The organism is Ferruginibacter sp., assembly GCF_031391665.1.
Lineage (GTDB): Bacteria > Bacteroidota > Bacteroidia > Chitinophagales > Chitinophagaceae > Ferruginibacter.
In genome coordinates this window covers 12531-32328 of sequence record NZ_JANMUN010000020.1, presented here as the reverse complement: position 1 = coordinate 32328, position 19798 = coordinate 12531, and the positions used below count along the sequence as shown (strand labels likewise).

Annotated in this window: 15 protein-coding genes; 8 read left to right on the top strand and 7 right to left on the bottom strand. The window is 36.5% G+C overall.

The window, feature by feature from the left end:
* Positions 1 to 6: 6 nt before the first annotated feature.
* The 3 genes from ACY651_RS01440 to porX form a co-directional block, all read right to left on the bottom strand.
* Positions 7 to 786, bottom strand: a complete 780-nt coding sequence (locus tag ACY651_RS01440) for an MBL fold metallo-hydrolase (protein ID WP_462248967.1) — start codon at positions 784 to 786, stop codon at positions 7 to 9.
* Positions 787 to 913: 127 nt separating this feature from the next.
* Complete coding sequence (locus ACY651_RS01435) at positions 914 to 1183, bottom strand: hypothetical protein (RefSeq protein WP_462219848.1); 270 nt, start codon at positions 1181 to 1183, stop codon at positions 914 to 916.
* A 190-nt stretch (positions 1184 to 1373) separates the two neighbouring features.
* Complete coding sequence (gene porX / locus ACY651_RS01430; protein WP_462248965.1) at positions 1374 to 2930, bottom strand: T9SS response regulator signal transducer PorX; 1557 nt, start codon at positions 2928 to 2930, stop codon at positions 1374 to 1376.
* Between the two features lie 262 nt (positions 2931 to 3192).
* On the opposite strand from porX, the gene ACY651_RS01425 reads away from it, so the two are divergent.
* The 6 genes from ACY651_RS01425 (at position 3193) to ACY651_RS01400 (ending at position 11395) form a co-directional block, all read left to right on the top strand.
* A complete protein-coding gene (locus ACY651_RS01425) occupies positions 3193 to 4374 on the top strand; it encodes an HD domain-containing protein (protein ID WP_462248963.1) in 1182 nt (393 codons plus the stop codon).
* A gap of 55 nt (positions 4375 to 4429) precedes the next feature.
* The gene (gene lpxD, locus ACY651_RS01420) at positions 4430 to 5470 is read left to right on the top strand and encodes a UDP-3-O-(3-hydroxymyristoyl)glucosamine N-acyltransferase (RefSeq protein WP_462248961.1); all 1041 of its coding nucleotides are present in this window, start codon (positions 4430 to 4432) and stop codon (positions 5468 to 5470) included.
* Positions 5471 to 5667: 197 nt separating this feature from the next.
* Positions 5668 to 8100, top strand: coding sequence for a DUF5686 family protein (locus tag ACY651_RS01415; protein ID WP_462248959.1), 2433 nt, complete (start codon positions 5668 to 5670; stop codon positions 8098 to 8100).
* A 124-nt stretch (positions 8101 to 8224) separates the two neighbouring features.
* The gene (locus tag ACY651_RS01410; RefSeq protein ID WP_462248957.1) at positions 8225 to 9631 is read left to right on the top strand and encodes a bifunctional UDP-3-O-[3-hydroxymyristoyl] N-acetylglucosamine deacetylase/3-hydroxyacyl-ACP dehydratase; all 1407 of its coding nucleotides are present in this window, start codon (positions 8225 to 8227) and stop codon (positions 9629 to 9631) included.
* Positions 9632 to 9745: 114 nt separating this feature from the next.
* Entirely contained in the window at positions 9746 to 10543 is a 798-nt protein-coding gene (lpxA, locus tag ACY651_RS01405; RefSeq protein ID WP_462248955.1) for an acyl-ACP--UDP-N-acetylglucosamine O-acyltransferase, read from the top strand.
* Between the two features lie 180 nt (positions 10544 to 10723).
* Complete coding sequence (locus tag ACY651_RS01400; protein WP_462248953.1) at positions 10724 to 11395, top strand: ABC transporter ATP-binding protein; 672 nt, start codon at positions 10724 to 10726, stop codon at positions 11393 to 11395.
* A 1-nt stretch (position 11396) separates the two neighbouring features.
* Here ACY651_RS01400 and ACY651_RS01395 read toward each other — a convergent pair whose 3' ends face one another.
* From ACY651_RS01395 to tsaE, 3 genes are read right to left on the bottom strand one after another with little or no spacing between them, the layout of a single operon-like run.
* Positions 11397 to 11780 (bottom strand): hypothetical protein, encoded by a 384-nt coding sequence (locus ACY651_RS01395; protein ID WP_462248951.1) that lies wholly within the window; start codon positions 11778 to 11780, stop codon positions 11397 to 11399.
* A gap of 39 nt (positions 11781 to 11819) precedes the next feature.
* The gene (locus ACY651_RS01390; RefSeq protein WP_462248949.1) at positions 11820 to 13034 is read right to left on the bottom strand and encodes an alanine dehydrogenase; all 1215 of its coding nucleotides are present in this window, start codon (positions 13032 to 13034) and stop codon (positions 11820 to 11822) included.
* 54 nt (positions 13035 to 13088) lie between these two features.
* The gene (tsaE, locus tag ACY651_RS01385) at positions 13089 to 13502 is read right to left on the bottom strand and encodes a tRNA (adenosine(37)-N6)-threonylcarbamoyltransferase complex ATPase subunit type 1 TsaE (RefSeq protein WP_462248947.1); all 414 of its coding nucleotides are present in this window, start codon (positions 13500 to 13502) and stop codon (positions 13089 to 13091) included.
* A 62-nt stretch (positions 13503 to 13564) separates the two neighbouring features.
* Here tsaE and ACY651_RS01380 point away from each other — a divergent pair, with 62 nt between their 5' ends.
* Together ACY651_RS01380 and ACY651_RS01375 are read left to right on the top strand one after the other, a co-directional pair.
* The gene (locus ACY651_RS01380) at positions 13565 to 15661 is read left to right on the top strand and encodes a heavy metal translocating P-type ATPase (protein ID WP_462248945.1); all 2097 of its coding nucleotides are present in this window, start codon (positions 13565 to 13567) and stop codon (positions 15659 to 15661) included.
* Between the two features lie 22 nt (positions 15662 to 15683).
* On the top strand, positions 15684 to 17585 hold the full coding sequence (locus tag ACY651_RS01375) for a RecQ family ATP-dependent DNA helicase (protein WP_462248943.1): 1902 nt from the start codon (positions 15684 to 15686) through the stop codon (positions 17583 to 17585).
* Positions 17586 to 17870: 285 nt separating this feature from the next.
* Here the strand turns inward: ACY651_RS01375 and ACY651_RS01370 are convergent, their stop codons facing one another.
* Positions 17871 to 19787, bottom strand: coding sequence for an LTA synthase family protein (locus tag ACY651_RS01370; RefSeq protein ID WP_462248941.1), 1917 nt, complete (start codon positions 19785 to 19787; stop codon positions 17871 to 17873).
* Between the last annotated feature and the right edge of the window lie 11 nt (positions 19788 to 19798).

Sequence of the window (19798 nt, the reverse complement as noted above, 5' to 3'; positions counted from 1 at the left end):
TGGTAATTAATCAAAATGCAGTTGTAAACCATCCCAGGCCAATTCAATACCTTCAGGCAAATCGGCGTTTACATCTTCGTGCCTGCCTAACTGGTGGCTGATATGGGTAAAATAACTTTGCGGAATATTCAGGCCCTGCACTTCGGCAACGGCTTCATCTAAAGTATAATGAGAAATATGTTTTTCTTTACGTAGAGCATTTAGTACCATTACTTCGCTGCCCCTTATTTTTTCTTTTTCTGTTTCTTCAATTCTGTTGGCATCGGTAACATAGGTAAACTTACCAAACCTAAACCCCAACACGGGCATTTTATGGTGCCATACCGGTACAGGAATTACAGGAATATCGCCAATGTAAAAAGGTTTTTCATCAATGGTGTTTAAATTTAATTGTGGCAGACCGGGATATTTTTTATCGGAAAAAGCGTACGCAAATTCTCTTTTTATAGCTTCTTCGGTCAAAGAGTTAGCATATACTTCCATTGGTTTTTGCTGAAAAAAATTATAAGCCCGTATATCATCTAAGCCAGCAATATGATCTTTATGCGGATGGGTAAACAACACTGCATCTAATTTTTTTATATCAGCCCTCAGCATCTGGTAACGAAAATCGGGAGTAGTATCAACAACAATTTTTGTTGTATCGCTTTCAACCAAAATACTGCTGCGTAATCTTTTATCTTTTGTATTGGAGGATGTACAAACTGCACAAGGGCAGGCAACCATTGGCACACCGCTGCTGGTGCCGGTACCGAGAAATGTTATTTTTAATTGGGGGCTTTGCACCCGGCAAAAATAGCGATTTGGGAATTAGGAATTTGTAATTGGGAATTAGGGTGCTGGATAAACTGTACGAATATTTTGAACCGGTATTTAAATTAAAAGCTGTCTGAATTGAAAAACAAATTCCTAATTACTTACTGGCCTCAGCACTCATCACTTCTTCATACATCTTCTGGCTTTCCAAAGTAAGGGCATCAAAATTTATTTCTAATTGCGGCATTAGGTCAACCAAAGTATTTATCCTTCCTTCAGTTTGAAAAAATTTATTAAGCACCACTACCTTTTTTGCCTGCAGAATGCAATAACCGCTTTGAAAATTGCCCCGCTCGTAACGGATTACATAACCGGCTTCTTCCGCAATTTTTTCAATTTTATCTAATATGTTTTGTGTGTATTTCATTCCCGTGAATCGTCAATGGTGAATCGTGAATTTTAAGCACTACAAAAGTAAAGCAGTAAGGTAGTTCTACTTGTTTTACTTTTCAACAATCGTTGATAAATAAAAAGCTGTTTAAATATTTATAAACTTCGCAGTTCCCCCGTAATTTATCCCGATCCTTATCGGAGGGGGCGGAGGGGGGCTTCTGGCTCTACTTATTCGTCATCCGTATCACCGGCACAATCATTTCCTCCAAACTTACACCGCCATGCTGAAAAGTATTTTTATAATAATTTACAAAGTGATTATAATTGTTGGGATAACATAAAAACAAATCGCCCTTGGCAAAAATAAAACTGGAGTTTACATTAGGTACCGGCAATCCAGCTTCCCTTGGATCACGAAAAGCCAATACTTCTTTTGCTTCGTAATTTAAATTGCGGCCATGTTTATACCGCAGGTTGGCTGTAGTTTGTTTATCGCCAATTACTTTTGCCGGCGTTTTTACCCTTACACTTCCGTGATCTGTAGCTACAATCAATGTTAATTTTTTATCCGCAATTCTTTTAAGTGCAGCATGCAAAGGCGAATGCGTAAACCAACTCTCAGTAATACTGCGGTAACTGGTTTCGTCGCCTGCCAATTCTTTCAGCACTTCCATTTCGGTACGGGCATGGCTCAGCATATCTACAAAATTGTACACGATAATATTAATATCATTGCTCAGCATGTTATGAATATTATCAACTAATTTTTGCCCGTCGTGGTTATTGGTAATTTTAGTGTACGAATATTTTAAATCGCCTTTGCCCATCCGCTTTAATTGTGCTTTAAAAAAATCTTCTTCAAACATATTTTTCCCTCCTTCTTCATCATCATTTTTCCACTGCGACGAAAATTGTTTTTCAATATCTATTGGTAGCAACCCGGCAAAAATGGCGTTACGGGCATATTGTGTAGCCGTGGGCAAAATAGAATAAAAAGTTTCTTCCTCATGTATGCGGAAGCTTTCTGCAAAAATGGGCTGTATGGTTTTCCATTGATCAAAACGTAAATTATCTATCAGCACAAAAAATAAAGGTGTGCCTTTTTCCAAATGCGGAAACACTTTCATCTTCATCAAAGTATTGCTCAATATTGGTGCACCTGTGCTTTTAGGACCAACCCACGAAGCATAATTTCTGCTTACGAATTTAAAAAACTCGGTATTGGCTTCGTTTTTTTGTGAGTCGAATACTTCCTGCATTTCAGGACTGTCACTGTTCTTCATAGCCAGTTCCCAAAAAACTATTTTTTTATAAATCTCCATCCACTCATTATAATCAGGGTTATTGTTTAGGGCCATAAACAAACTTCCAAATTGTTGCTGGTAAGATGAAGTAGTTTTTTCTGCCACCAGTCTTTTATTATCAATTATTTTTTTTAAACTCAGCCAAACCTGGTTGGGGTTAACGGGTTTAATTAAATAGTCGCTTATTTGTGAGCCAATGGCTTCATCCATTAAATTCTCTGCCTCGTTTTTTGTAATTAACACTACTGGCAAATTACTGTTCACTTCTTTTATTTGCTGCAGTGTTTGCAGGCCCGTTAGTCCGGGCATGCTTTCATCCATCAACACTACATCCACAATATTTTCTTTTACAAATTCAATGGCATCAAAGCCATTGGTTTTGGTTTGCACTTCGTAGCCCTTATTTTCTAAAAACATTATCTGGCTGTTCAGACTGTCAATTTCGTCATCTACCCAAAGTATTTTTGCTATGCTCATATTGATGGTTTGGTGTTTGTAATTTTTTTGTTCCCGGCTTTATTAATGCTAGTCATCTTCATTGGCGTCGCACTCTTCAACTTCATATCTTTACTGAGCTTTTATCGTAGCGTATAAAGCAGTTTTTAAAAAAGAGCAACTTTTCAATTTTTACAAATTTAATTTTTTATATCAATGATGCCGTGCTTTATTTAGCTTTGTACATCTTTTAACAAATATATACTGGCTGTTAACGGCCAACTATCATCTGTCAACTTATTATATGTCCTTTCGCAAAATAATTAACGATCCCGTTTATGGTTTTATCACAGTAGATGATGAACTTATTTATCAAATTATTGCCCATCCTTATTATCAGCGCCTGCGCCGTATTAATCAAATGGCTATGGCTTATTTAGTTTATCCCGGTGCGGTGCATACCAGGTTGCATCATTCATTAGGCGCTTATCATTTAATGAGCAATGCTTTAAGCGAATTAAAAAGCAAAGGCGTTGAAATAACTGGCGAAGAAAACCAGGCTGCAAAAATCGCCATTCTTTTACATGATATTGGCCATGGCCCTTTCAGCCATGCGCTTGAAAATGTATTGATAGAAGGTATGCATCACGAAGCAATTTCGTTACTGATAATGAAAGAACTGAATGAACAATTCAACGGCCAATTACAATTAGCAATAGATATTTTTACCGGCATTCACCCTAAAAAATTTTTACACCAGCTTATTACCGGTCAGTTAGATGTGGACCGTATGGACTATTTAACAAGGGATAGTTTTTTTAGCGGTGTAAACGAAGGTGTAATTGGCTACGACCGTATTTTAAAAATGCTTGCTGTACACAATGGCGAATTAATGGTAGAAGAAAAAGCTATTTATTCAATTGAAAAATTTTTAGTGGCCCGCCGCCTTATGTACTGGCAGGTTTACCTGCATAAAACGGTGCTTTGTGCCGAGCAAATGCTGCAGCAAATAATAAAAAGGGCCAAGCAAATAGAAGCCGTTGCGCCAATGCCGCTGAACAAATTAATTAACGAACCTGAAAGTAAAATAACCATTGCTGAATTTTGCGGATTAGATGATTATGATGTGCTTGCTGCAATTAAAGCGTGGAGTACGCATGAAGACAAAGTTTTATCAACCTTGTGTAAAGGCATTATTAACCGTCAGCTTTTAAAAGTAAAATATTATGCGGAGCCGGTTGATAAAAATTTAATTGCAGAAAAAACTACTGAAGCCGGTATCAAATTAAATATATCTAAAGAAGAAGCTGCTTTTCTTGTTTTTACCGGAGAAGCAGTAAGCAGTACGTATAATTTTGATGATGAGCACATTTATATTTTGTTTAAAGATGGCAGCGTTAAAGATATATCCGAAGTGGATAATGCATTAATTAATCAAAATATGAAGGGTAAGATTAAAAAATATTACATTTGTTACTTACGGTGAAATAATAATTTTAAAATTGTAAATGGCTATTGGCTTACTGACTGAATAATAAAATATGCAATTTTCTGCACAACAAATAGCAATAATAATTGGCGGCAAAGTAGAAGGCAACGCCGATGTTACTGTAGGCTCGTTTGGTAAAATTGAAGAAGCGCAAGCCGGTGAGTTAGCTTTTTTATCTAACCCAAAATACGAGGAATACCTGTACAGCACAAACGCATCTATCATTATTGTAAATGAAACACAGGAATTAAAACAGCCTGTGGCAGCAACAATTATAAAAGTGCCGGATGCGTACACTTCTTTTGCAGTACTGTTAGATAAATACCAGCAAATACAACAACAGCAATTAACGGGCATTCAGCAGCCTGTTTATATAGATGCAACAGCAAAAATTGGCAACAGTGTTTTTATTGGGGCTTTCTCTTATTTGGGCGAAAAAGTTATTATTGCAGATGGTGTAAAAATTTACCCCAATGTTTATTTAGGTAATAATGTGATAGTTGGAGAAAATTCAGTGATTCATCCGGGAGTAAAAATTTATCATGATTGTATTATTGGAAAAACTGTGGTGATACATGCCGGCACTATTATTGGCGGCGATGGTTTTGGTTTTGCACCACAGGCTGATGGTACCTTTAAAAAAATTCCGCAAATTGGTAATGTAATTATTGAGGATAGTGTAGAGATTGGTTCTAATACCACTATCGACAGAGCAACGATGGGAAGTACATTAATTAAAGCTGGCGCAAAATTAGATAACCTTTTGCAAATTGGGCACAATGCAGAAGTGGGTAACAACACCATTATTGCTGCTCAAAGTGGCATAAGCGGCAGCACAAAAATTGGCAATAATGTTATGATTGGCGGACAGGCAGGTGTGGTTGGCCATATTACCATTGGCGATGGCGCAAAAATTAATGCACAAAGTGGCGTAAGCAAATCATTAGGGGCAGGTAAAGTTGTTACCGGCTCACCTGCATACGAGTTTACCGCTGCTTTACGCAGTCAGGCTACCAGCCGCAAATTGCCCGAGCTGGAAAAAAGAATTAAAGAATTAGAAAAACAAATAGCTGCTTTAACAGAAAAAAAATAATTTCGTAAAGCTTTTATTTACCTGCCAACGCTTTTGCTGCTTATGTAATCTTTAATTTATAACAACAGCGTTATAAATTAAAAAAGGTTAGTTGTAAAATAATAAACAATTAATCTGAATTTATTAATCAGTATCAATAATATTTTACATTGAGCATTTTACGTTTCGTTTTATTTACTGCAGTAATTTTTTTCACAGTGCAGCTTCGTGCACAAAGCCTCACTTTTTCAGGTGTTATACAGGATGCCCATACCAAAGAGCCTGTTAGTTATGCTTCCATTTATTTTACACGGTCGGGTATTGGTAAAACATCCGACAGTGCAGGTAATTTTTCTTTTTACATCAGTAATTTTTTAAAAGACACACTGGTGGTAAGTTATGTGGGTTACGAGTTATATAAAATCCCCATCGGCGATACTGTAAATAATAAAAAAATTATTATTAAGTTGCAGCGTGGCGCCGCTACCAATGCAGTAATTGTAAAAACAAAATTTAATAAAGGTTTGTTTTTGTGGAAAAAGATAATGAGCAAAAAGAAACAGTACAACAGATACAACCTGCCCAACTTTGGTTACGAAGCTTATAATAAATTAGAAGTAGATATCAAAAATTTTAAACCGGAAAGAGCTAAAAAGAATTTTCTTTTAAAACCTTTTTCTTTTGTGTTTGATAATATTGACAGCACCAGCGAAAAAGAACCTTTTTTACCCGCCTATCTTTTAGAAAGTGTAAGCGACTATGCTTTTCAGCGCAACACTAAAAAGTTTTTTGAAAATATTAAAGCCAGCAAAACCATTGGTTTTAAAAATGAAAGCATCAGCAAAATGATGGGTGTAATGAACCAGAATGTAAATGTGTATGGCAATTACGTTAATGTTATGGATAAAGATTTTATTGGCCCTTTTAATGAAAATGCTGATGTGTACTACAATTTTTTTGTGCCCGATACACAGGTGGTTAACGGTAAAAAAATATTTCATTTTGTTTTTACACCCAAACGCACAGGGCAAAATACTTTTGAAGGCGATGCCTGGGTTATGGGCATTACTTTTCAAATACTAAAAATAAATTTGTACCTGGGTAAAGATGCCAACATAAATTATATCGACCGCATCAGCGTTTTCCAGGAATTTATTCCTGTAAACGACAGCGTTTATTTTTTAAACCGGGATAAATTTTTTGCCGATTTTAAAGTATTGGGTAAACAGTCACTCACCTTCATTGGCCGTAAAACAACCAGCTACCGAAATATTATTATCAACAGCGATTCTATTACCAATTTATTTAAACAGCAAACTGTTGAAGAAATAACTAAAACAACACCGGGCAGTAATGCACAAACCGATTCTGTATGGAATGTATTGCGCCACGACAGTTTATCTAAAAATGAAAAAGCCATTTACACTACCATTAATAAATTGCTTGCAATGCCTAAATTTCAGCGCCTGCAAAACACGTTAAAATTTATTGGCACCGGTTATAAAACATTAACCAATTTTGAAATTGGGCCATGGTTTAACTGGATAAGCGCCAACAATTGGGAAGGCACCAGGCTACGTTTTGATTTAGGCACTACTACCGGTTTTAATAAGCACATTTATTTTCATACTTATTTAGCGTATGGTTTTGGCGATAAAAAATTTAAAGGGAAAGCAGAAGCTTACTGGATTGTAAAAAGAGACCCCAAACGTTTTCGCTTGCATCTTTCTTATTCAAATGATATTGATAATGGCATCAGCCAGATTGGTGATGTGGGGCAGGATAATATTTTTTCTCTTGCTATACGCAAGCCAAATATTACCAGAAAATTTATACAACTGCAGGATACACGTTTTGAAATTTTTAACGAACTGGGTAAAGGCTTTTCTACTGAATGGTTTATCAGCCACCGTAAATACGAGCCGCTTAAAAATTTACCTTTTAAAACAACCTTTCCTGTAAAAGAAGGTGAGCCGCTTACGAATTTTGAAGTGGCATTAAAATTACGCTTTGCTTATCTGGAACAATTTATAGAAGGCGATTATTTCCGTTATTCGATGGGTACAAAATATCCGGTAACTGAACTGATGCTGGCAAAAGGTTTTTCAGGTGTTGTAAACAGCGCTTACAGCTATACTAAAATTGGTTTATCGGTAAAAGATTACATGAAAATTTCTCCTTATGGTTCTTTCTATTATAAAGTTTATGCAGGTAAAATTACTGGCGCACTGCCTTTTACTTTTTTAGAGAATCATCCCGGCAACGATATTTATTATTATGACCCCGGAAGTTTTAACCTGATGAACCGCTTCGAATATTTAAGTGATAAATATGCTGGCATTAATGTAGAGCATAATGTGGGCTCGGGCTTATTCCGTTTTATTCCTGTTACACGTAAATTAAAATGGCGCCAGTTCTGGAATGCAAAAACAGTTTGGGGTTCGTTAAGTGCTGCAAATACTGCACTCAACAACAGCAGCAATACTTTTAAAACATTAAATGGTACTACATATTTAGAAGTGGGTACCGGCATTGATAACATTTTTAAAATACTCCGGCTCGATTTTGTTTGGCGTGTTTTGCCAAGGCCTTTGCCTGATAATAAAAGTTCCCGTTTTGGAATTTTTGGCAGTTTTCAGTTTCAGTTTTAAATAGACGACGGACGATAGACAACGGACAACAGTATAGCGCACTACTCACCCCGTATTCAGTGGTCAGCAGTCTATGGTCTGTTGTCCGTTCTTCACTATCTTTGCCAACAAATTTTTAACGCTGATGGATATCAATTTCAATCCAGATAAACAACATACACTTGCTGCATCGGTAAGTATTTCCGGCACAGGCCTGCATACGGGTATAAATGTAGATATGACTCTAAAGCCAGCCAATGCAGGTTTTGGTTTTCAATTTCAGCGGATAGATTTACCCGGCATGCCTGTAATAAAAGCCGATTGCGATTTGGTAACCGATACATCAAGAGGTACAACATTAGAACAGGGTGATACCAAAGTAAGTACAGTTGAACATATTTTAGCAGCATTGGTTGGCATGGGTGTAGATAATTGCCTTATCGAAATTAACGGCCCCGAAATTCCTATCATTGATGGCAGCAGCGAACCCTTTGTAGAAATAATTGAAGAAACCGGAGTAGTAGAACAGGATGCAGCCAAAGCATGGTACACTATCGATACCAACATTTCTCATTACGATGATGTGAAAAGAGTGGATATGACGGCGCTGCCAGCAACACATTATCACATCACTACTCTAATAGATTTTAACAGCCCTGTGCTGGGCACACAACATGCCAGCATTAAAACAATAAATGAATTTAAAACAGAAATTGCACCCTGCCGTACTTTTTGTTTTTTGCATGAGCTGGAAATGCTGTTAGATAATAACCTGGTAAAAGGTGGTGATATTAATAACGCAATTGTTGTTGTTGATAAGCCGGTAACCGAAGAAGAAATGAGCCGCCTTGCAAAAGCATTTGGCCGTACCAAAGTAGAAGTTAAAAGCGAAGGTTATTTAAATAATTTGGAACTGCGTTTTCCAAACGAACCTGCACGGCATAAATTATTAGATGTAATCGGCGACCTTGCTTTAATTGGTTATCCTATTAAAGCGCATATAATTGCCAACCGCCCCGGCCACAGCAGCAATGTGGAGTTTGCAAAAAAAATAAAACAATACATCAAAAAAAATAAACACACTAAGGATATTCCTATTTACAATCCCAATCAACAACCTGTTTATACGCAGCAGCAAATTGAAAAAACTTTACCGCACCGTTTTCCATTTTTATTTGTAGATAAAATAATTGAACTGAGCGATAAGCAAATTGTGGGTATTAAAAATGTAACCTTTAACGAATTTTTCTTTCAGGGTCATTTTCCCGGCAACCCGGTAATGCCCGGCGTGTTGCAAATAGAAGCATTGGCACAGACCGGCGGCATACTTTGTATTAACGCCATGCCCGAAGGACAATACGATACTTATTTTTTAAAAATAGATAATTGTAAATTCAAACAAAAAGTAGTGCCCGGCGATACAATGATTTTAAAAATGGAATTGATTGAGCCCATACGCCGTGGTATTTGTATTATGAGAGGCAGCGTGTATGTTGGCAATAAATTGTGTACAGAGGCAGATTTAACAGCGCAGCTGGTGAAGAGAAGTTGAATAGTTTATTAGTTGATTGGTTAATTTGTAAATCAGTAAATTCGTTTATCTGCACTAATCAACAATCAATAACCTGATAAACCAATAAACAAATTAACCAATTAACCAAAGAAGATGATTCACCCCCACACATACATTCACCCCAGTGCAAAGCTTGCTACCAATGTAAAAATTGATCCTTTCAGTGTTATTCATCCCAATGTAGAAATTGGCGAAGGTACCTGGATAGGCAGCAACGTTACCATTATGGAAGGTGCAAGAATTGGAAAAAACTGCCGCATTTTTCCCGGTGCAGTTATTGCCGCCATTCCGCAAGATTTAAAATACGAAGGCGAACAAACTACCGTAGAAATTGGTAACAATACCACTATACGTGAGTTTGTTACGGTTAACCGTGGCAGTAAAGACAGGTGGACAACAAAGGTGGGAGATAATTGCCTGATAATGGCGTACAGCCATATAGCACACGATTGCATTGTGGGTAATAATTGCATCATGAGCAACAATACACAAATGGCCGGCCATGTGGTAATGGGTGATAATTCCATTCTGGCAGGCATGTGTGCTGTACACCAGTTTGTACAAATTGGGCAGCATGCATTTGTTGCTGGTGGCAGTTTGGTTAGTAAAGATGTGCCGCCTTATATTAAAGCAGGCCGAACGCCATTAAGTTATGCCGGTGTAAATTCTGTGGGTTTAAAGCGCCGTGGTTTTTCGTTAGACAGGATCAATCAAATTCTCGATATCTACCGGATAATTTATAACAAAGGCATGAACACATCGCAGGCATTAAATTTAATTGAAGAGGAATTTCCTGCAACAGATGAGAGAGATGAAATTGTAACTTTTATAAGAGAAAGCGGCAGAGGAATAATAAAAAGATTTACAAAAGGAAGTGGGGATGATGAGTAGGAAGCCCATCCTATCCTTCCCGGGGAAGGGAAATGGAGAAGATATAAGCGGAGATTGCGCTGTTAATTTTTTTGAGCCCAACATTTAATATTAATCAACTTCATTGGCGTCGCACTCTTGTACGGTATATCATTATTGAGCTTTTATCTAAGCGTATTTAAAAAATCTCTTCTAAAATATATGAGCCAAAAAGAATCAAACTCCCCAATCGAGTTCCCTCTCCTTGGGAGAGGGGTTGGGGTGAGGCTTAACAACGTTGGCAAAAGATTTAACCGTGAGTGGATCTTCCGCCACTTCACATATCAATTTCATTCAGGTAAAACGTATGCTATTACCGGTTCTAACGGGTCGGGCAAATCAACATTATTACAAGTAATTGCCGGTTCGCTCACACACAACGAAGGTACTATCGAATTTAAAAACGAACAACTACCAACTAACAACGAACAACTCTATACACACATTTCCATTGCCGCTCCTTATTTAGAATTGATAGAAGAAATGACGGCAAAAGAAATGCTGCTGTTTCATGCACAATTTAAGCCACTCATTAATTCAGTTTCTATTGACGAAATATTACAAACCGTGGGTTTACAAAATGCCACCAACAAACAAATACGTTATTACAGTAGTGGCATGAAGCAACGCTTAAAACTGGCGCAGGCTTTTTTCAGCAACACACCCATTTTATTATTGGATGAGCCCACTACTAATTTAGATGCAGATGGCATTGCGCTATACCACAATCTTATTAAAAATTACACTGCTGATAAATTAGTAATTGTAAGCAGCAACGATAAACAGGAGTATGAGTTTTGTGAGGAAGTGATTGGGATTGGGAAGTATAAGTAAATTACTCTGCAATTATTTTATATCTACTGCCTTTAAAAAATATTTCCACTCCAGTTTTTGGGTTTTTTATTTTCAAATCTTCAATAATTATTGAAGACCCGACTCTTAATTTATCTTTAAAAAGATTATAAACATTCCCGCCAACAGTAACTTGTACAGCAATTGTTGGAGGGTATCCAAGATCAGTTAAATAAAGAGTTACAGTATTCCGATTGAAGGGCAAATCAATTGTTGTAATTAATTTTACCGCCGTGTCCGCCAATTGGCTCAACTTAATCTCATTGCCTTCTATTCCTTTTAAAGATATTCTATTTTGTACTTGCGAAGAAGCACTTACGAATGTTGTAATTATAATTGCAATTATAAAAAATATTTTTTTAACCATAACAATATTAAAGTTTTCTATTTCAGCCCAAGAGACCAACTACCTCCTGCTCGCTATCAGCAAATTCAAATCGGTATATTTTAAATCAAACCTCTCACTTAAATAAAAATTGGTAAGGCTGCCTTTAAATAAATAAATACCGCTGCGGATATTTATTTTATACCATATCACATTATCAATACCCCCATCTTCGCCGGTTTCTAATAACAAAGGCATCAGTACATTACTAATTGCCTGTGATGCAGTACGGGCAAAACCGCTGGGTATATTGGGTACACAATAATGTATCACATCATATTTTAAAAACACCGGCTTTTCGTGTGTAGTTACAGCACTGGTTTCAAAACAACCACCACGGTCGATGCTTACATCTACAATAACACTGCCGGGCCGCATGCTGCTAACCGTTTCTTCAGTTACCACAATAGGTGTTCTGCCACCGGCGCTGCTTAAAGCACCTACTGCCACATCGCAGGTTTTTAATTGCTTGGCTAAAATTTTAGGTTCTATAACGGAGGTCCATAGCCGTCCGCCAATATTATTTTGTAAACGCTTTAAACGGTAAATACTGTTGTCAAATATTTTTACACTTGCACCCATGGCTAAAGCTGTTCTTGCAGCATATTCGCCAACAATACCTGCACCAATAATAATAACTTTTGTGGGTGGTATGCCGCTTATACCACCTACCAAAACCCCTTTACCATTATTAGCATTACTTAAATACTGCCCGGCAATAAGCATTACAGCACTGCCTGCAATTTCGCTCATGCTGCGTACAATAGGGTTATGGCCGCTATCGTCTTTTAAATTTTCAAAACTTAAAGCCGTAATTTTTTTATCCATCATCTTCTGTAAAATTTCTCTTTCCATTACGGCTAAGTGTATTGGAGAAATAATGTATTGGCCGGGCTGCAGCAGTTCGCATTCGGCTTTACTTACCGGTGCACTTTTTACCAGTATATCACATTCGTACACCTCTTTTTTATCCAGGGCAATTTTAGCACCTGCTTCGCTGTAATTATTATCGCTGTAACTGGCGCCATGGCCTGCTCCGGTTTCCACCACTACACGGTGCCCATTAGCAATCATTACACTTACCGCTTCGGGAGTAAGGGCAATCCGGTTTTCGCTAAAAGAATTTTCTTTAGGTATGCCAATAAACAACGCTTCGCCTTTGGGTTTTATATCTAAAGTTTCTTCTAAAGTTTCGTAAGTAAAAGAAGGCGATACAAAAGGTTTGGTAGTAGCCACAGTAAAAAGTTGATGGTTAAAAGTTAAAAGTTGATAATTATTGTGCCACTCAAATTACAAATTAATACTGACTTTTCTGGCATCAGTATCTATCATTGTAATAGTTACTTTAAAAGTATTATCAGGAAAAATACTAAGTGCTTTTTCCGGCCATTCCACAAAGCAGGTATTGCCGGAGTACAAACAATCTTCCACACCTGCGTTAATAGCTTCTGTTTCATCTTTAAGCCGGTATAGATCCAGGTGATAAATAGTTTTATTTTCAGCTGTGGTATATTGGTTAATGATAGAAAATGTAGGGCTTGATACCTTTCCCTTTACACCCATAGCATCACACAACGCATGTATAAAAGTTGTTTTACCGGCACCCATCTCTCCATAAAATGCAAAAACATTACTGCTATCCACATTTGATAAAAACTTTAACGCCGCTTCCTGTATATTATCTAACTTAAAAATTACCTCCATGTTGCAAAGATATTTTCCTTGTTTAGTAATTGGGTAACAAATGCAATAAATAATTTTGAGCTATGGAAAAAATTGAATGGAAAGTAGAAGGAATGGATTGTACCAACTGTGCACTGTCTATTACAAGGTACCTTCAAAAAGAAGGGATGAAGGACGTAAAAGTAAATTTTATCGGCGGCGATGTAAATTTTGAACTTAATGGCAGCAAATCAAAAGAAGAAATTTCTAAAGGTATTGCTGATTTAGGTTACCAGGTTAAAAACGAAGGACTAACAACTACTAACCAAAAACGAACAACTTTTTTCAGTAATCATTTACAGCGTTTTCTATTTTGCCTGCCATTTACTTTGGTTTTAATGTTGCATATGCTGCCATGGCATATTCATTTTTTAATGAACCCCTGGATACAAATGGCTATTTGCTTACCAGTATTCTTTGTGGGCATGAGTTATTTTGGTGTTAGCGCTTTTAAAAGTTTACGCAGAGGCATGCCTAACATGAATGTTTTAATTGCCATTGGCGCATTAGCTGCATTCGTATACAGTTTAATTGGTACGTTGGGTAATTATGGGATGGATTATGTTTTTTATGAAACCACTGCAACAATTATAACATTGGTTTTTTTAGGAGAATGGATAGAACACAAATCGGTTTCTACCACACAAAAAGCATTAAATAAATTAGCCGGCAACCAAAAAGTAATGGCCAATATGATTGCTTTTGATGAAGAACATAAAGAATTAATTTTTGCTGTAGAGAATACCCAGCTGCATGTGGGTGATTTGATATTAATTAAAAGCGGCGAGCAGGTACCAACGGATTGTAAAATTTTATGGGGCGATGCTTATGTTAGCGAAGCATTATTAACCGGCGAAAGCAAACCCATACACAAACAAAAAAAAGACAGTTTAATTGGCGGAAGTTTATTTACCGATGGCACTGTAAAAGCCCAGGTTACTGCAGTAGGAAAAGATACGGTGCTGAGTAATATTTTAAATTTAGTAAAACAGGCGCAGGGAGAAAAGCCACCGATACAACAACTGGCCGATAAAATAAGTGCCGTATTTGTGCCTGTAGTAATCGGCATTGCTGTATTAACTTTTGTGCTGAATTATTTTGCTTTTGATATTTCTGCTACCAGCTCTTTAATGAGAAGTATTGCAGTATTGGTTATCAGCTGCCCCTGTGCCATGGGCCTTGCAACTCCTGCGGCAATTGCAGTTGGCTTGGGCAGGGCAACAAAAAAAGGTATCCTTTTTCGTAATGCAAAAAGTTTAGAGCTGTTTAAAAATATTACTACAGTTGTTTTTGATAAAACAGGAACGCTGACAAACGGCGAATTTAAAATTTCGAATATAGAATGTATAGACATTGATAAAGAAAGTTTTAAACGCATTGTTTTTTCCATCGAGAAATACTCCAATCATCCCATTGCAAAAGCAATAGTTGCAGAATGGAAAATAAATAATCCTGTTAATTGGAAAAAAATTGAAGAGATAAAAGGTGTTGGTATGAAGGCAGACGATGCGGAGGGTAATATCTATCAGCTGGGGAAAAACGAAGATCAAACCCATACTGCCTATCTTACAAAAAATAATATTTTAATTGGCTGGTTTGATATGGATGATGAAATAAGAGAAGAAGCAGTTGACGTAATTAATTATCTCCATTCAAAAAAAATAAAAACAGTTTTATTAAGTGGTGATAGTTTAGAAAAATGTACAAAATTGGCAAAAGCAATTGGCATTGATGAAGTGTATGCAGAAAAAACACCGGAAGAAAAATTAAAAATAATTGAACAACTGAATGCCGTATCACCGGTTGCAATGATCGGTGATGGAATTAATGATGCGCCTGCATTGGCGAAGGCAACTATCGGCATTTCCATTTCACAGGCATCGCAACTGGCTATGCAAACTGCACAAGTGGTGTTAACCAATAACGGCATTAAGCATTTACCATTGGCATTAGGTTTAGGTAAACATACTTTTATCACTATAAAAGAAAATTTATTTTGGGCATTTATTTATAATGTAGTGGCCATACCTATTGCTGCTATGGGGTTTTTACATCCGGGTATTGCAGCGCTGGCAATGGGTTTTAGCGATGTAGTGCTGGCGGTAAATTCAGTTAGGTTGAATTACAAGAAAGTAATTTAATTTCAGGTCAAATTACTGGCTGTTGACTTCTAGCGAAATACTAAAACAATATTGGGGCTACGATACTTTTCGGCCGCTGCAGGAAGAAATTATTAATGCAGTACTGCAGGGAAAAGATGCATTAGCCTTACTGCCCACCGGCGGTGGCAAATCAATTTGCTTTCAGATACCTGCACTTGCAAAAGATGGGCTGTGCCTGGTAGTTAGTCCGCTTATTGCATTAATGAAAGACCAGGTAGAAAATTTAAAAAGAAAAGGCATTAATGCATTGGCAGTGTACAGTGGCATGAGTTTTATTGAAGTAAAAAAAACTTTGCAAAATGCAGCTTATGGTAATTATAAATTTTTATACGTTTCTCCTGAAAGATTAGAAACAAAATTATTTTTAGAATACCTGCCTGCCATGAATATAAATTTGCTGGCAGTAGATGAAGCTCATTGTGTTTCGCAGTGGGGATACGATTTCAGGCCACCTTATTTACGCATTGCAAACCTGAGGGAGTTATTACCCAATGTGCCGGCATTGGCATTATCAGCATCTGCAACTAAAATTGTTCAGGACGATATCTGTGAAAAATTATTGTTCGGCAAAACGCATCAACGTTTTCAGCAATCATTCGAAAGGCCTAATCTTTCTTACAGTGTTTTTAACGTTGCTTCCAAACAAAATAAATTATTAGAAATTTTAAAAAATGTACCCGGCACAGCAATAGTGTATTGTAAAAGCAGGAAGCATACAAAAGAAATTACTGATCTGTTATTGATGAATAAAATTAATGCCGATTATTATCATGCAGGTTTAAATAATGATGAAAGAAGTAAAAAGCAGGAGAGCTGGATTACCAATAAAACAAGGGTAATAACATGTACTAATGCATTTGGAATGGGCATTGATAAACCGGATGTAAAAGTAGTGGTGCATTATGATGTACCTGATTGCCTGGAAAATTATTACCAGGAAGCTGGCCGTGCCGGCAGAGATAGCAAAAAAGCTTATGCCGTTTTATTATTCAGCAATAAAGAGCTGGAAGATTTACAAAAGCAAAGCGATATACGGTTTCCAACAGAAGAAGAAATAAAAAAAGTGTACACCGCTTTAATGAATCATTTACAAATTGCAGCAGGAACCGGTGAAGACTTAAGTTATGATATAGATATTACCACATTTACCCGTGCTTTTAAATTAAATATACTTACCGCCACTTATGCCATTAAAGTGCTGGAGCAGGAAGATGTGCTCAGTTTTAATGAAATGGTTTTTAAACCTTCGACAGTATTATTTACTGCTAACAGAAATGATTTAACAGAGTTTGAAAAAATGCATCCAAGTTTAGAGCCAACTATAAAAGGGCTGCTAAGGTCTTACGAAGGTATTTTTGATTTTCCATCAACAATTAATGAAAACCTGCTGGCTAATTTTTTAAAGAAAGATATTATTGTTTTAAAAAAAGAGCTGACCCAGTTAAACGATTATGGAATTATTATTTATACCCCACAAAAAGATAAACCTCAAATTACACTTTTGCAAAACCGCATGTATGCCGACAGCTATGCCGTTAATACCGCAAACTACTTAGAAAGAAAAAAGAATTTTGAGCAACGGGTGGCAGCAATTATTAATTATATAAAAAACACCAACGCCTGTCGCAGTAAATTAATTTCAATATACTTTAATGCGCCTGCTGCAAACGATTGCGGTAAGTGTGATAACTGTATTAATCAAAAAGGTATTATCATAACTAAAGAAGAGTTTGATTTGATATCATCCGGCATTTTACAATCTGTAAAAAACACCCCTTTATCTTTCACTCAACTGCATCAGTATTTTAAAGATGTAAAAAAGGAAAAACTGTGGAAAGTGATAAATTATTTGCAGGCAGAAAGTAAAATTACAGTTGATAAAGAAGGAAGAATTTTTTTGTAAGAATCTGTATAACTGTTGTTTAGTAACAAAACAACATTCTTCAAAAAATCGGGAGTGGTATAAAATAAAAAAGGGACCAAGATAGAAATCTAGTCCCGCTTTAAAATCCAATATCCTATGAAAAACCGAAACGAAGATAATGCGGAATTTACTATTTTACAACATTTTTATAAAATATTTTTAAAATATTTTATAATTTGCCAGCTTATGTAATAATGTCCTAAATACACAGTCATTTTATTTGAAAAATTGAAAATCAGTCACTTACAGTAGCATTTAGAGTTATTATTTTACTTTATAGTCTCCCGATTTATACAAAAAATTAGCTCCCTGGTACCAAGCAATAGCTTCATTAATCAGCAGCTTATCCGGGGCAATTTTGGTGTTTGTACCAGAAACAAAGTCGGGTATAAACATCTCCATTTTCTTTTGCGCAGATAATATTACCAGTTTGCCATCTCTTATATAACCCATATCCTGGTAAGTACTTATAAAAGCTCTTTCCATGCCCGCAGGAGTTTTAAAAATATCATATCCTAAAAAACGACTGGTGTAGTTAAGGTTTAGCATCCCCAAAACAGTTGGTACTAAATCAATTTGGCTGGTTAAGCGTTGCTCAATATTTGGCTTAACCAATTGTGGGGCGTAAATAAAACATGGAATGTGATAACGGTTAACGGGCAAATCTGTTTTGCCGGCGCTTTTAGCGCAATGATCGGCAACAATTACAAAAATGGTATTATTAAACCATGGCTTTTGCTGTGCGTCTTTTAAAAATTTATTGATGGCGTAATCGGTATATTTTACACCGCCCTGAACTACCTGCGCTGCCGAAGGAATATCAATTCTTCCATCAGGAAAAGTGTAGGGCCGGTGATTGCTCACCGTCATCATATGATTAAAGAATAATTTTCCGCCTGCAAAACTTTTATCACACTGCTGCAAAGTAAAATCAAACGCAGCTTCATCATCAATGCCCCAGGCACTGGTATGATGTACCATTTTTTCGGGAACATCCCTTTTATCCAACACAGTATATCCATTGCCGCCAAAATATTTACCCATGTTATCAAAAAAAGCATTGCCGCCATATATATAATTTACATCGTAGCCTTTTGCTTTTAAAACATTCCCCATAGTAAACATATCGCCATTGTCCGGCCGTCTCACTATCGACTGTCCGGGAGTTGGCGGAATGGCTAATGATAAAGCTTCCAACCCTCTTACAGTTCTGGTGCCGCTAGCATAAAAGTTTTCAAAAAATAAACTGTGTGGAATAAGAGAATCTAAAAAAGGTGTGATGTTTTCTTTATTACCAAAATGTTTTAAATAATCGCCGCTTAAACTTTCCACACTAATTAATACTACATTCCATTTATGTTCGGGGCTGTCGTTTTTAATTACTCTTTCAACACTTAGCGGATTGCCGGTGAATGTTGCATTGGGTGCCTGCAGCATTTCTTTTAAAATTTTAAAATTGGCCGTATCGTTATGCACAATATAAAAACGGTTGTAATCAATTTCGTTGTTCCAAAATGCTGCACCAAATTCATAAATGCCATTGCCGCTCAATTCATTTACGTAATTATTGTCACTGATATTTTTAACCCTGTTGTTTACTAAAAAATAACCGGCAAGCGGTATCAATAAAAATAAAAAAAAGAAAGCTGTACGTTTTGCAAAACGCATACTTACCTTTTGAGAAAGTGTAATTTTTTTTCTTACTAAAAAAACAACAGCAACAGTTGCAAGTATTACTCCGGTTCCTATTAAAGGAATATTGTACGATTCCCAAATATTACCCAATACCTCTGTTGTATAAATAAGATAATCTACTGCAATAAAATTATACCGTGCACTAAATTCATCCCAAAAAATAATTTCGCCACCTGCATTGAGCAGTAAAATAAAAGTAATCAGAAAAAAAATTATAAATAGTGGAATACGGTTCCAGCGTTTTTGATAAAAGGAATCTTTCATCAGCCAGCAATACAAAGCAACGGGGATAGCAAAAAAACCGCTTACTACCAGATCATAAAATAATCCAATTATAAAAATTCCAATAAGTTTTAATGGATTTAACTCCAGCCCCGGCCAACTTATTATCAGTAATATAATTCTAGTAATTAGGCTGATTACACAAACTAAAATAGCCACAATTGCTACCGGCCCAAAACGGTGATAGAAAATTTTCTTAAGCATGAGCAAAGATA

Bases quoted from the DNA above. Each gene is read 5' to 3' on its own strand.
- ACY651_RS01395 (WP_462248951.1), bottom strand. From the start codon at position 11,780: ATGGTTAAAAAAATATTTTTTATAATTGCAATTATAATTACAACATTC.
- ACY651_RS01400 (WP_462248953.1), top strand. From the start codon at position 10,724: ATGAGCCAAAAAGAATCAAACTCCCCAATCGAGTTCCCTCTCCTTGGG.
- lpxA (WP_462248955.1), top strand. From the start codon at position 9,746: ATGATTCACCCCCACACATACATTCACCCCAGTGCAAAGCTTGCTACC.
- ACY651_RS01435 (WP_462219848.1), bottom strand. From the start codon at position 1,183: ATGAAATACACACAAAACATATTAGATAAAATTGAAAAAATTGCGGAA.
- ACY651_RS01380 (WP_462248945.1), top strand. From the start codon at position 13,565: ATGGAAAAAATTGAATGGAAAGTAGAAGGAATGGATTGTACCAACTGT.
- ACY651_RS01410 (WP_462248957.1), top strand. From the start codon at position 8,225: ATGGATATCAATTTCAATCCAGATAAACAACATACACTTGCTGCATCG.
- porX (WP_462248965.1), bottom strand. From the start codon at position 2,930: ATGAGCATAGCAAAAATACTTTGGGTAGATGACGAAATTGACAGTCTG.
- ACY651_RS01370 (WP_462248941.1), bottom strand. From the start codon at position 19,787: ATGCTTAAGAAAATTTTCTATCACCGTTTTGGGCCGGTAGCAATTGTG.
- lpxD (WP_462248961.1), top strand. From the start codon at position 4,430: ATGCAATTTTCTGCACAACAAATAGCAATAATAATTGGCGGCAAAGTA.
- ACY651_RS01425 (WP_462248963.1), top strand. From the start codon at position 3,193: ATGTCCTTTCGCAAAATAATTAACGATCCCGTTTATGGTTTTATCACA.
- tsaE (WP_462248947.1), bottom strand. From the start codon at position 13,502: ATGGAGGTAATTTTTAAGTTAGATAATATACAGGAAGCGGCGTTAAAG.